11 protein-coding genes are annotated in these 12,501 nt (G+C 63.1%); 3 read left to right on the forward strand and 8 right to left on the reverse strand.

Going from position 1 to position 12,501, the window contains the following annotated elements; genetic code table 11:
- Window positions 1-50 precede the first annotated feature (50 nt).
- The 8 genes from HA399_RS06875 to HA399_RS06910 form a co-directional block, all read right to left on the reverse strand.
- Window positions 51-800, reverse strand: a complete 750-nt coding sequence (locus HA399_RS06875) for an oxidoreductase (RefSeq protein WP_404326565.1) — start codon at window positions 798-800, stop codon at window positions 51-53.
- Window positions 801-1,077: 277 nt separating this feature from the next.
- On the reverse strand, window positions 1,078-1,866 hold the full coding sequence (locus HA399_RS06880) for a CmcJ/NvfI family oxidoreductase (protein WP_404326567.1): 789 nt from the start codon (window positions 1,864-1,866) through the stop codon (window positions 1,078-1,080).
- Between the two features lie 184 nt (window positions 1,867-2,050).
- Window positions 2,051-2,371: a multidrug efflux SMR transporter gene (locus tag HA399_RS06885; protein ID WP_043332225.1), complete on the reverse strand. Its 321-nt coding sequence runs from the start codon at window positions 2,369-2,371 to the stop codon at window positions 2,051-2,053.
- A gap of 14 nt (window positions 2,372-2,385) precedes the next feature.
- Window positions 2,386-2,754, reverse strand: coding sequence for a multidrug efflux SMR transporter (locus HA399_RS06890; protein ID WP_052384368.1), 369 nt, complete (start codon window positions 2,752-2,754; stop codon window positions 2,386-2,388).
- Between the two features lie 268 nt (window positions 2,755-3,022).
- A complete protein-coding gene (locus tag HA399_RS06895; protein ID WP_404326568.1) occupies window positions 3,023-4,432 on the reverse strand; it encodes an NAD(P)-binding domain-containing protein in 1,410 nt (469 codons plus the stop codon).
- A gap of 151 nt (window positions 4,433-4,583) precedes the next feature.
- A complete protein-coding gene (locus HA399_RS06900) occupies window positions 4,584-5,474 on the reverse strand; it encodes a PAS domain-containing protein (RefSeq protein ID WP_404326569.1) in 891 nt (296 codons plus the stop codon).
- Window positions 5,471-6,427 carry a response regulator gene (locus HA399_RS06905; RefSeq protein ID WP_404326570.1) on the reverse strand — a complete coding sequence of 319 codons (957 nt, stop codon included), beginning with the start codon at window positions 6,425-6,427 and terminating at the stop codon, window positions 5,471-5,473. Before HA399_RS06905 ends, HA399_RS06900 begins: the two co-directional genes overlap by 4 nt.
- Window positions 6,424-7,755, reverse strand: a complete 1,332-nt coding sequence (locus HA399_RS06910) for a sensor histidine kinase (RefSeq protein WP_404326571.1) — start codon at window positions 7,753-7,755, stop codon at window positions 6,424-6,426. Before HA399_RS06910 ends, HA399_RS06905 begins: the two co-directional genes overlap by 4 nt.
- A 290-nt stretch (window positions 7,756-8,045) precedes the next feature.
- Between HA399_RS06910 and HA399_RS06915 the strand changes: the two genes are divergently transcribed.
- From HA399_RS06915 to HA399_RS06925, 3 genes are all read left to right on the forward strand, one after another.
- The gene (locus tag HA399_RS06915; RefSeq protein WP_404326573.1) at window positions 8,046-10,496 is read left to right on the forward strand and encodes a DUF1989 domain-containing protein; all 2,451 of its coding nucleotides are present in this window, start codon (window positions 8,046-8,048) and stop codon (window positions 10,494-10,496) included.
- Window positions 10,497-10,847: 351 nt separating this feature from the next.
- Window positions 10,848-12,206 (forward strand): ammonium transporter, encoded by a 1,359-nt coding sequence (locus HA399_RS06920; protein ID WP_107335007.1) that lies wholly within the window; start codon window positions 10,848-10,850, stop codon window positions 12,204-12,206.
- Window positions 12,207-12,328: 122 nt separating this feature from the next.
- Entirely contained in the window at window positions 12,329-12,496 is a 168-nt protein-coding gene (locus HA399_RS06925; protein WP_153635554.1) for a hypothetical protein, read from the forward strand.
- The last annotated feature ends 5 nt before the right edge of the window (window positions 12,497-12,501 follow it).

Below are 12,501 nucleotides of genomic sequence, written 5' to 3' on the forward strand. Positions count from 1 at the left end.
CCAAACGGTACCTGCCAAGCGGCGCCTGGCCACTGCTGCTCAGGCAGCCATCAGTAGAGGATATCGCTGCGGATGATGTACTTGGCACCGTCGCGGATCGGCTCGCCGGCATGCACGCAGTGCTGCGGGTGCGAGCCATGCGGGAAGCACAGTACGCCACCCTTGGGCGTGGAGACCGAGACCTTCTGGATATCATCCTGCGACTGGGCCGGCTTGCCGGGGTCGCGACGGCTGACCAGAAACTCGGTGCGCCCGCCGGTATAACCATCGCTCAGGAAGATGAGGAAGGTGTACTGGCTCATCAGGCCCGGATAGGCGTCCTGGACGATCTCGCCATTGATGACACGACTGCCCGGCCAGGCACCATCGGTGTGCGGCTTGAAGAAGTCGCCGGCCTCGTAGCGATAGACGCGAAAGCGCGCATTGATGCCCTTGGCGCCTTCGCCCTGGATCTGCTCGGTCACCAGCTGCGCCGAGCGCTGCCAGATGACCTGATCGACCGCTTCACTGACGACCCAGTTGACGTTGTGGTTGTGGCGTACCGAGCGCGGCAGGGAGACGGGCGCATCTTCCTCGAAGCCCATTTCCTCCAGGGCGGCGACGAAGTTGTCGGCCTCGGCGGGTGTCAGCACATTGAGCAGCTGGAAGGCACCCGGGACACCCTCGACTTCCTGACGTACCACCTCTGGCGCCGCGTCGGCCTCGAAGAGATCAGACACGTCGCCGTTGTCGGTCCAGATGGGCAGGGGCGTGGGAGAGAAGCCGCGTTCGTGGCGGACGACATGGAAAGACAAGCTCATGGCAAAGCTCCTGAATGACGAAGAATGTGTGACGAGAATCTGGTGGCCGCCAGGCGGTGGCCGCCAAGCGGTGGCCGCCAGGCCTGCAAGGAGGGAGGCCTGGGCGACGGTCATCTGGCGGCGAGTGCCGATAAGCTCGCGAGAGGGGCGAGAGAGGGGCAGCTACCCGGATGGGCCAGGTGTCTGCCATCTCGACCGCGGCGCTCAGCCGCCACCAACCAGTCATTTTCAACCAGCCGCCACCGACCAGCCGTTTTCAACCAGCGGCCGTGACACCTCAGTCGGGATAGCGGACCAATACCCGCGTCTCGAGACTGGTGCGTGTCGGCGCATCGTCGGGCGTATCGAGCAGCTCGGCCGCGGTATGCGCGACCGGCGGCTTGCCGGCGCTGTCGAAGGCATTGAAGACGATGGCTTCGTCGGGGCGCATCTGTGAGGCGAAGTACCAGCGGTGAGCAGGATTGTGCACGAGGCCCTGGATCTGGCCGCAGCGGTCCGGATAGAGGATGTCGATGTTGACCCAGTCCTCGTGTTGCACGCTCTGGGTATCGGCGAAGGCCAGCGGGTCACGTGCGACGGCCTGCTCGACCGGCTGCCAGACATTGACGATGCCGTAGTGGCCGCTCAGCCACTGCTCCGCCTGCTCGGGCGGGAGCAGATCGCACACGCGCTGCGGGCCAGAGCGCGGCGAGTAGTCGACATGCACATGCTGCGCCGGCACGCGCTCACCCTCGAAGCCGCGCAGGGTGTGGTCGAACACCTGCACTTCACTGACGCCGAGCTGCTGCTTGAGCAATGCCTCGATGGCCGGCGTGTGCAGGCGATCGCGCACCCCGGCATCGCGCACATCGACGGCAAGCTCGGGTGTGTCGAGAAACAGCAATCCCTGGCAGGCGAAGCTGGGCGGTGTGGCGCGCAGGTCCTGCAGCCTGACACCGCGGCGGTCATGCTCCGGCTCGATGCGGCGACCGGTCTCGCCGTTCGGGTCCACCTTGATCTGCAGGCCTTCCGGGCAGTCGAGCTGATAATTGACGAACGCCATGCGGGTAGGGACGGGCGCTGACATGAACGAGACCTCCTTCACGATGGGTTGTCAGAGGATGCCGCAGGGACAGGCACTCAGGCGGGTGCCTGCGGTGCCGAGTCCGGGAGGCTGGTTCACGAGGCTAGTGCACTGGCGCGGGCAGAAAAAGACGCCGGTCGGCAATTGGTTATTGCACAAATGGCAATAATCATCCGCCGACCGACCCTCAATGCCCGCCGGACAGGTGCAGACCGGCGATGGACAGCACGATGACGCCGATGCAGGCCATGCGGCGAAACGAGAAGTGCTCGCGCCAGAACAGCACGCCGATGATGGCGCTGACCACGGTCCCGATGCCGGAGAACACGGCGTAGGCGATGCCCAGACTGATGGTGTCCATGGCCAGATACAGCAGGCTCAAGGAGGAGCTGAAGCCCAGCGCGACCAGCAACACGCCCATGCGGCGGTGCTGATTGGCGTACTGGTTGAAACCGGTGACGCCGACGACTTCACAGCAGCCGGCGGCGATCAGATAGACCCAATCCATGGCGTCACTCCTGGTCATTCACTGAGGGTGGTCTGCGGTGTGGCACTCGCGCGGGGCTGCTTGTCGGCAGGTGCGCTGGGGGCCGTCTTGAGCACGATGATGCCGATCAGCATCAGCACCACGAAGCCCAGCGTGGACCACTGGAATTCGAGATCGAAGAACAGCAGGTCAGCCACCACTGTCCCCACCGTGCCCAGGCCGACGAAGATGGCGTAGGTGGTGCTGGCAGGCAGTGTCTTGGCGATCTGGGTGACCAGACTCAGGCTGATGATGACCAGCAGCACCGTCAGTGCCCATTCAAGCGGACTGTCGGCGACCTTCAGGCCCGTGGCCCAGCCGATTTCGCACAGGGTCGAGATCAGGAAGTAGAGCGTGATGCGCATGGTGATCGGATGTCCTTGTGGGGGGCTGGAAATGCGGTGTTTCATCACCTGTGAGAGACCTGCGTGCCATCAATATCCAACATCAGTCTATATGAGTTTTTGTTGATGTTTTGATGCAGGAAAAGGCGGAGGGAAGCCCTCCGCCTGGTGTCCCTCCACCTGCTGCCTGGCAAGTCGTTCGTGCAGCCTTGTTTGGCCAGAGCCCCTGTCAACACGAACCCCTGAGACCAGAAGCCCCTTTGAACACGAGCCCAGGTGACCAGAAGCGTCAGGAGGCCAGCGGCGTGGTCGTCGCCTGAATGTCTGATTCCGCATCGGGTGGCGTCGCGGCCCCGGCAGGCTGGGCCAGATAGGCTTCCAGCGAGTCATCCATCGCCTCCAGCCACGGCGTGTGATGCTTGGGCGCCAGGGTGCCGGTCATCAAGGAGCGATAGCCGTGATCGCGGAAGGTCATGATGTTCTCGTGCTTGTGATGCTCCCATTCCAGGAAGGTGCGATTCACGCCATCGATATCGAAGCTCGGGTAGTCGGTCTCCTCGATCAGCGATTTCACGTAATCGCCCTGGAAAAGAATCATGTCCTCATCACTTTCCAGGGTTTCCTCGCGGGCCCGCCACGCCAGACTGTCTGCACGCATCGCGTCCAGTGACGGCAGGGTCTGGGTACCGAGAATCGCATCGCGCACCCACCAGGCCTGGGCATCGAACATGTTGAAGGTGTACCACTGATCCTGCATGCCGAGATAGAACAGGCGCGGATTCTCTTCCCACGCCACCCCCTTGTAGAGCCCCAGCGGCCACATGCGGTTCTGGGTCTTGAGCCGCAGCGACTCCTCGAGGAACGGGAAGTGGTGCAGATAGCCGGTGCACAGGATGATGGCATCGACGCGCTTGTGGCTGCCGTCACTGAAGTAGGCGGTATCGCGATCGACCTTCACCAGCAGCGGTTTCTCTTCCCAGTTCTCCGGCCATTTGAAGCCCATCGGGGCGGTGCGATAGCTGGTGGTGATGCTGCGCGCACCATACTTGTAGCACTGCGAGCCGATGTCCTCGGCGGAATAGCTGCTGCCGAGCAGCAGCAGGTCCTTGCCCTTGAATTCCAGTGCATCACGGAAGTCATGGGCATGCAGAATGCGGCCATTGAAGCTCGAGAAGCCGGGGAATTCCGGCACATTGGGCGTCGAGAAATGCCCGGAGGCCACGATGACGTGATCGAATCTTTCGCTGGTCACCAGATCGAGTGCCTGGTCATGCACGCTGACCGTGAATTGCTGGCTGGCATCATCGAAGGTGACCTGGCGCACCGGGCAACCGAAGCGGATGTACTTGCGAACGCCGGCCTTCTCGACGCGTCCCTTGATGTAGTCGAATAGCACCGCACGCGGCGGATAGGAGGCGATAGGGCGCCCGAAATGTTCTTCAAAGGAGTAGTCGGCGAATTCGAGGCACTCTTTCGGGCCATTCGACCACAGGTAGCGATACATGCTGCCGTGGACCGGCTCGCCGTGGGCATCCAGTCCGGTACGCCAGCTGTAATTCCACAGACCGCCCCAGTCATCCTGCTTTTCGTAACAGACAATCTCGGGAATCTCGATGCCCTTGTCGGCGGCGGATTGAAAGGCACGCAACTGAGCCAGGCCACTGGGTCCTGCACCGATGATCGCGATACGTTGGGTCATGGATACCTTCCTGTTCTTGTTGTGTCTTCATGCGTTATCCGAGGCTTCAGGACGTGGTGACGTCGTGAAACACTGACAACGAAACAGGCTAGCGAGATGTGGTCCGGCTGCACATTGCTCGGAAAGGGTAGCCATAAAGGGGTACATCAGTTCATGTCTCATTTAATGGTTCAGTCGATGGCGGTACGCCTGGAATATCCGAGGTGTCGACGGCGAAGATGATGCCCTCCACCGCCAAGGGCGTGCCATCCGGTGAATAGATGCCATGGCCCTTTTCCTGCACCCGGATGACCTCGCCGTCGCGATGGCGAATGCGGTAGGCGAGAGTGAAGGGGGTGCGGGCCTCAAGGGCTGCCTGCACCTGATCCCACACGCGGTCGGCATCTTCGGGATGGATCATCTCGCCGTAGGTGAGGGAGGGATGATCGAGCAGTTGCTGGGGGCTGAGGCCGGTGATGGCCAGGCAGCCGTCACTGATGTATTCCATCGACCAGTGGCGGTTGTTGCGCGCGCGATAGACCATCGCGGGCAGCCCCTTGATCAGCCGCGTCAGGCTGCGCAGGTTGGCGGCGTCGATCTGCTCCTGCTGCACGCGCTCGCTGATGTCATGCAGGGTGAGCGTGGCGGGCCAGGGCGAGGCCAGCGATAGCGACTGGCTGCGCACTTCACACCAGCGATAGTGGTGGTCCGCCCCCATGATGCGCAATCGCCAGCAGTCAGGGCGTTCGCGGCGCGAAACGTGGCGGGCGAGCATGTCCCAGCGCGATTGATCCGCGGGGTGCAGGGCATCGCGCAGGCGCTGCGCTGGCGTGCCGGGCCTGCCCGCCCGAGTGGCGTTTGGTGTGTCTTCCCGTGGGTCGCCCGATTCGCGTCCGCTCAGGGCCTGCCAGCCGCGCGAGGCATACAGCAGGGTACTGTCGGCATCCACCACCAGCACGGCATCACTCAGCCCATCGAGAATCGCCTGTGCGCTGAAGGGCGAGGCAGTCGATGCGGGCGAGGCAATCGAGGCGGAGGCGAACTGTTCGAGAAAGCGCATCATCGCAGGCTCTCCTTTTCGGCCCGGGGCGTATCCGTTTCGGCGCCTGTCGCGTCCTCGGCGGGCGCTCGGCTGGCATCGCTCGCTGGCGTCAGCGGGTGAGCGTAGACCCAGGCGGCCAGCTCCAGTCGCGAATGCAGGTTCAGCTTGCGCAGCAGATTCTTGACGTAGACCTTCACCGTGCTGTCACTGATGCCCAGCTCGCGGGCAATCAGCTTGTTGCTGAGGCCGCGCCCGATCCATTTGAGAGTGTCGCGTTCACGCTCGGTCAGGCCTTCGTACCATTCAGGTGCCGTGGGCCAGTCAGGTGCCTTGGGCCAGTCAGCTGCCGTGGGTCGGTCAGGTGTCGTGGGTCGGTCGAGAGCTGCGGCCCCGTCGAGCGTGGAGCCAGCAGGGGGATTCGCCACGGTTGGCGGCGCCTCAGTCTGCTCCTGCTCCTGTTTATGCTGCTGTTTATGCGTCTGTGCTTGCGAGTGTTGTTCGCGCTGGCGGTGGTCCTGCTGCAGACGCCGGGCGAGCAGCAGCAAGGTCTCTTCTTCCAGCCCCAGCTTGCCGTCGACCACGGCCTGCAGGCGCTCGAGAATGCGTTCGGGGTCGGTGTCCTTCATCAGGTAGCCATCCGCCCCTTGCTGGATGGCATCCAACAGGTGGCGGCTGTCATCGGAGGCGGTCAGCAGCACTACCTTGAGAGTGGCATCACGCTGCTTGAGATGGCGCATCAGGGTCAGGCCATCGAGTTGCGGCATCTGCCAGTCGACGATCACCAGCTCCGGGGCGAGGGTGGGCAGGGCGTCAAGCAGGTCGGTGCCGTCATCGAAGTCGGCCACGACCTCGAACAGGCCACCTTCACCCAACAGCTCGGCAAGCCCGCGCCGAAACAGCGGATGGTCGTCGACGAGCACGACTCGTGTCGAGGGTGTCTGGTGTGTCGAGGGCATCTGGCGAGTCACGGTCATGTGTCGTGGCGCTCCCAGCTCAGTGTCACGCGGGTACCGCCCTGGCGGGGTTGGGTGATGGCGAAGTCGGCCCCGAGCTGGCGTGCGCGATCCTGCATGATGCCCAGCCCGAAATGGGCAGGGGCGACGTCGGCAGGGTCAAAGCCACAGCCGTTGTCCTCGATGGTCAGCAACACCCGCTCCGCTGGCTGAGGCCCTGAAGATTGATGAGGCCCTGAAGACTGATAGAGCAATTGCAGGCGCAGGTGGGTGGCCCGGGCATGGCGCACGCTGTTGGTCATCGCTTCGCGCACGATGAACATCACCTGCAGGGCCTGGGCATCGGGGAGGTGCAGCGACTGGATGCGGTTGTCGAGCTCGAACACCAGCCCCGAGCGTGTCTCGAATTCCTCGATCAAGTTGTCCAGCACACAGGCCAGCGGCGCGTCTCCCCAGGTGGCGTGCGCGCCGTTGATCAACTCCCGGGTCTGGCGCAAGGCGCGCCGGGCTTGGGTATGCACGTCCTCGGCCAGTGCCTGCACTTCCTGTGGCGCATGACGAGCGGCGCGAGTCAGGCGTGCGCTCTGCATCTGCAGATAACTCAATTCCTGGGCGAGGGTGTCGTGCAGCTCCGCCGCCAGATGTCGGCGTTCGTTCTTCAGCGCCTGTGCCACCGCTGCCTTGCTGTCTTCGGCGTGACGCGCCTGTTGCTGCTGATGCAGTGCCAGGCCAAGACTCAGGGCATCGATGGCGGCGCTCGCGTGCCCCGATTCCAAGGCTGCGGCGGCCGGCTCTCCAAGCCACAACCAGTCATCGCCTGTCGTCTGGCTGTCAGTGGTGTGCGTGAGGGCGATCAATACCCCGTGGGGCCTGCCCGAGACAGTTAACGGCTGGCGGCTGGCGTGCGCGTCGTGGGCGATCTGGCTGACGATCTCCTGCAGGGGCTGACGCGTCTTTGCGGGCAGGGCGAGGCCAGTCGGCGCGATCACTTCATGGCGGTGCTGATCGACCCCGCGATGCAGCACGCAGCTCTCGACAGGTCGTGAGCAAGCCTGAGTGCCGGCAATCTGCTTGTTCAGCGGGCTCATCCACTCTCCCTGAAGTTCTCCCCAAAGCTCTCGCAGCAGCTCTCCCAGCAATGATGGCAACGTCTCTGTGAGGTCAGCGCAGGTGGCGATGCGCAGGGTGATGGCGTCGAGCTTGGGAGTCTCGCGCCTCGCATCGCCGGGGGAGGAGTGCAGTGGCTCGTCGGTGCGGCGTACGTCGGCGCGGCGTAAATCAACCAGGGCGGCCGCCGTTCGTGCAGCAGGCACCTTGCCTTCCTTCCCTGCGCCGAGAATGACTTGCATGCGAGCTCCTCTCTCTACTTCCTGCTTCGGGGTTCTTTCTTCGGGCTTGCGATGTCGCGTCAGCAAGCTTGATGAGCAAGCTTCATGCCAGTGAACGGCTTACCCCTTCATGGGTACCTCTCTTGATGGATTGTCGCGATCTCCACTGTGAGTAAATTTAATTAACCATGAAGAACGTGGTGCGTCGCAGAAGGGGATATTCACCATCCAGGCACATCGGGGAGCAGCTTCACCCCAACACGCGTGCAACGCCGAACCCACTTGCCAAGACCACAAGAGGTATCACCACGATGGAGCTTGCAGTCGAGATACCCGCTGCCACGCCGTGCCAGCCGTATCGTTATCGAATACCCGGGCTGGATGCGCTGGCGCTTGAGCTGTCGCCGGGGGACAGCGTGCAGGTGTCATCCGTCGATGGTGCCCAGGCCTGCGAGTGGCTGCTATTGCCGCCAGGGGGCCGGGAGGGAGAGCACAGGGTGGCAGAAGCTGGAGGGGCACAAGCTGGAGGGGCACAAGCTGGAGGGGCAGAAGTTGCAGAGGCAGAAGTTGGAGAGCTTGCAGACGCAGTCGATGGACTGACACTCGCGCGCTACGCCAGCATCACCTGTCTGGAAGAACATGCCTTTGCCAGCCAGCCACAAGGGGCAGAAGAGGGTAAGGCCGAGCAGGCACGAAGCCCGTTCACCCAGCAGCGTCTGGCAGCGCTGGGAGTCGCGCAGGTGCCCCTGTCGCAGTGGCAGCGCTTGTCAGTGGCCGGGTTGCCGGCCGAGATTCGCTGGCCGCGTGAAGCGCCTGCCGCGCGCCTGATTCTGCTGGCCCCCGGTGATGACATGCAGCTCGATGGCAAGCATCTGGCCACCGAGCTTGAGGTCTCGCACTTCTGCGGGGGGCTGGTGGGGCAGGAGCAGCTGCCAGCGCCATTGGCGCCGATCAAGCAGGAGACGAGAGTCTCGGCGGGCACGGTCGAGGTCTATGAGGTCAAGCAGGGCGAGTGGATCCAGATCATCGATGTGGCGGGTCGCCAGTGCTCCGATTTCGTGGCCTTCGATGCCAATGCCTGGGCGCAGGGTGAAGAGCTGGGGCTGGATGGCGGCGCCACGCGCAGCCTGTCCGGCCACTGCATGCCTAATCCTGGGCTCTATTCGGTGTTCTTCGATCAGCATCTGCATCCGATGCTGGAAGTGGTGCAGGACACGGTGGGGCGCCATGACAGCTTTATGCTCGCCTGTTCGCCGCAGTATTACGAACATCACGGCTACCTCGGCCACGATAGCTGCACGATCAATTTCAACAACGCCTTGTCGGCGTCGCATGGCATTCAACAGCGTGCCAGCTGGCCGGCGATCAACTTCTTCTTCAATGCCTATGTAGAGCCCTGCGGCACCCTGGCGGTGGATGAGCCCTGGTCGCGCCCCGGCGACTATGTGCTGCTGCGCGCCGACCGTGACCTCATCTGCGCCTCATCGGCCTGTCCGGATGACATCGACGCCGCCAATGGCTGGGTGCCGACCGATATCCAGGTGCGCATCTACGCCGCTGAACATGATTTCCCCCGTGGGATCGCCTATCGCAATCGGCCCGAGGAATTGCCGCGCATGACACTGCCCACCGCCTTTCATCCCTGCACTTCCGCCTTGACCAAGCAGTTCATCGACTACCACGGCTACTGGCTGGCCACGCATTACGAAGGGTGGGGCGCGCGGGCTGAATATCTGGCCTGCCGCGAGCGGGTCGCGATGATGGATCTCTCGGCGCTGCGCAAGTTCGAGGTCGCCGGTCCCGATGCCGAACGCCTGCTGCAATACGCATTGACCCGCAATGTACGGCGGCTCTCCATCGGCGAGGTGGTGTACTCGGCCATGTGTCAGGAAACCGGCGGCATGCTCGATGACGGCACCTTGTTCCGCATGGGCGAGCAGACCTTCCGCTGGATCTGCGGTGACCCGGCCAGCGGCCAGTGGCTCAGGGAGCTTGCCCAGCGCCAGGGCTATCGCGTCACGGTGCGTGACTCCACTCATCAGCTGCACAACATCGCGCTGCAGGGCCCGAAGAGCCGCGAGGTGTTGGCGCCGCTGATCTGGAATGCGCGTACCCAGCCAGATGTTCAGGGGCTGGGCTGGTTCCGCTTCATGATCGGTCGTCTGTCGGGGCCGGATGGCATTCCGCTGATGGTGTCGCGTACCGGCTATACCGGCGAGCTCGGTTATGAAGTCTGGTGTCATCCCAAGGACGCCCCGGCCGTGTGGGAGGCGATCTGGGCGGCGGGTGAGTCCCATGGCATCGCGCCGCTGGGATTGGATGCCCTCGACATGCTGAGAATCGAGGCGGGGCTGATCTTCGCCGGTCATGAATTCTGCCCGCAGACCTCCCCCTATGAGGCGGGCATCGGCTTCACCGTGCCGATGAAGAGCAAGGAAGATGACTTCGTCGGGAGGGCAGCGCTGCAACGCGAGGCGCCGGAATCACGGCATCGCGTGATGGGCCTGAAGATGCACAGCAGCGAGTTGGTCAGCCATGGCGATCTCGTCTACCACGGCCGCTATCCGGTGGGCGTGGTCACCAGTGCCACCCAGTCGCCGCTGCTCGATCGCTCCATCGCGATGTGCCGCCTGGCACCGGACTTCGCAAGCCCGGGAACCCAGCTTGAGATCGGCCAGCTGGATGGCCATCAGAAGCGCCTCGCCGCCGAGGTGGTGACATTGCCCTTCCATGACCCGGAGCGCCTCAAGGTGCGTAGCTGATCTTACTGCAAGGCGGGGGGCATGAGAGGTGAGTCGCGCGCAATGACCTGCGTATATGCAGCGCCCTGCAAGTCATCTCACGGTGCATGCCGTGGCCGGCATGCCTCAATAACGCCCATCCTCATCGCAGGGAAGGCTTAATGGGCTTCATATCTGAAGAGGAGTCCTCAGTTTCAAGAATGATTCAGTAAAAACAACGAATTGCTGAGGGTGGCCAATGAGGGTCATCTGGCATGTCGCTTGCTTTATCCAGCAGGTCCCCTTGAAAAACAACAACAACCCCCGGACGGGCAGTGCCGCTTGCACAGTGAAGCGCGCTGATCCACAGGCTCCGGTAAAGGAGAAAAGACGATGGATGAAAAGACGTTGCAAAGCATATTGGATATGCATCAGGCGATGAACATCGAGGTGTTCTACTGGTGGTGTACCGCCATCATGTTCCTGATCCATGCAGGCTTCCTGGCCTATGAGATCGGTGCCTCACGTTCCAAGAATGCGTTGGCATCCGGCATGAAGAACGTGCTGACGCTGGCCTCGATCATCCCCGCCTTCTACTTCGTGGGCTGGTGGATCTACAACGCTTTCCCCAACGGGCTGATCCCCATCGAGGCGTCTGCCGCTCTGCCGTGGAGCGCGAGCATGCGTCCGGACGCCGATGACATGGGCACCGGCATCTTCTTCGCCGCCTTTGCCCTGTTCGGCGCGACCACCGGTTCCATCCTCTCTGGGGCGGTGATCGAACGCATCCGCCTGGGGGCCTTCCTGATTCTGGCGGTGATTCTCGGTGCCGGTGTCTGGATCATGGCGGGCGCCTGGGGCTGGCATCCGGATGGCTGGATGCTGCACAAGCTGGGCTACCACGATGTCGGCGCCGCCGGTGTGGTGCACGCCGTGGCCGGCTTCTTCGCGCTGGGCGTGCTGCTCAATCTGGGCGCGCGCATCGGCAAGTACAGTGACGATGGCAAGCCGCAGGTGATCGCGCCGCACAACATGCCGATGACCCTGATCGGCCTGATGCTGATCATCGTCGGTTTCTTCGGCTTCCTCGGCGGCTGCATCATCTTCAACACCGGTGACATCGGCTGGACCACCATCTACGGCAATCGCACCAACCTTTCTGCCTTCGCCTTCAATACCCTGATGGGCTTCGGTGGCGGCGTGATCGGTGCCTATCTGTCCTCGCGTGACCCCTTCTGGACCATGTCCGGTGCGCTGGGCGGCATCATCACCGTCGCGGCGGGGCTGGATCTCTACAACCCGGGCCTGGCCTTCGTGCTGGCGGTCACCGGTGGCGCCCTGATGCCGAAGATCGGCGCATTGCTCGAGAAGCGTGGCCTGGATGACTCCGTCGGCGCCTTCGCGGTGCATGGCTTCTGCGGCTTCTACGGCGTGGTACTGGTGGGCATCTTCGCGGCCGGCTTCCCGAATGTCGGCGAAGGCGTGCCGGACGTCTCCTTCACCGGCCAGCTGACCGGCGCGGTGGTGATGGCACTGACGGGCTTCATTCCGGGCTGGGGCGTGGCCTATCTGCTCAAGAAGTTCAACCTGCTGCGCGTACCGCCGCATGTCGAGGTACTGGGGCTGGACCTGTTCGAAGTCCCGGCCAAGGCCTACCCGGAAAGCCTGTCCTCCGAGACGAGCTCCAGCGTGCCGGCACGTTCTGGTGGGGTGGTCGCGGCGCCGATGGACAAGCGCCCTGACATCAGCTGAGCCCTGGCGCACATCCTGAAGGGGCCGGTCTGTCAAGATGATGTCGAGATAAGCGCTGACTGGCCCCGTTATTGCAGTACTGGTAGACCCAACCGATATCCGCTTTCGCAAGGAGTCTTGCAATGGAAACTGTCGATACTGTGGTACACGCTGGCAACTACGCCTTCTTCTTCAGCAACTCTGGCGCCGTGGCGGTGTGCCTGCTGGTCGCCGCTGGCGTCTGCATTGCGCTGAGCGCCAACATCCTGCGCCACGAGAAAGCGTCCTTCGAGAGCAAGAAGACGCCGTGACCTTG

Origin of the sequence: Cobetia sp. UIB-001, assembly GCF_044789135.1 — a bacterium.
Classification (GTDB): domain Bacteria; phylum Pseudomonadota; class Gammaproteobacteria; order Pseudomonadales; family Halomonadaceae; genus Cobetia; species Cobetia amphilecti.

What these genes read in the sequence shown, in the direction of transcription:
- HA399_RS06875 (WP_404326565.1), bottom strand. Translation starts at nt 800, where the DNA reads ATGAGCTTGTCTTTCCATGTCGTCCGCCACGAACGCGGCTTCTCTCCC.
- HA399_RS06880 (WP_404326567.1), bottom strand. Translation starts at nt 1,866, where the DNA reads ATGTCAGCGCCCGTCCCTACCCGCATGGCGTTCGTCAATTATCAGCTC.
- HA399_RS06885 (WP_043332225.1), bottom strand. Translation starts at nt 2,371, where the DNA reads ATGGATTGGGTCTATCTGATCGCCGCCGGCTGCTGTGAAGTCGTCGGC.
- HA399_RS06890 (WP_052384368.1), bottom strand. Translation starts at nt 2,754, where the DNA reads ATGCGCATCACGCTCTACTTCCTGATCTCGACCCTGTGCGAAATCGGC.
- HA399_RS06895 (WP_404326568.1), bottom strand. Translation starts at nt 4,432, where the DNA reads ATGACCCAACGTATCGCGATCATCGGTGCAGGACCCAGTGGCCTGGCT.
- HA399_RS06900 (WP_404326569.1), bottom strand. Translation starts at nt 5,474, where the DNA reads ATGATGCGCTTTCTCGAACAGTTCGCCTCCGCCTCGATTGCCTCGCCC.
- HA399_RS06905 (WP_404326570.1), bottom strand. Translation starts at nt 6,427, where the DNA reads ATGACCGTGACTCGCCAGATGCCCTCGACACACCAGACACCCTCGACA.
- HA399_RS06910 (WP_404326571.1), bottom strand. Translation starts at nt 7,755, where the DNA reads ATGCAAGTCATTCTCGGCGCAGGGAAGGAAGGCAAGGTGCCTGCTGCA.
- HA399_RS06915 (WP_404326573.1), top strand. Translation starts at nt 8,046, where the DNA reads ATGGAGCTTGCAGTCGAGATACCCGCTGCCACGCCGTGCCAGCCGTAT.
- HA399_RS06920 (WP_107335007.1), top strand. Translation starts at nt 10,848, where the DNA reads ATGGATGAAAAGACGTTGCAAAGCATATTGGATATGCATCAGGCGATG.
- HA399_RS06925 (WP_153635554.1), top strand. Translation starts at nt 12,329, where the DNA reads ATGGAAACTGTCGATACTGTGGTACACGCTGGCAACTACGCCTTCTTC.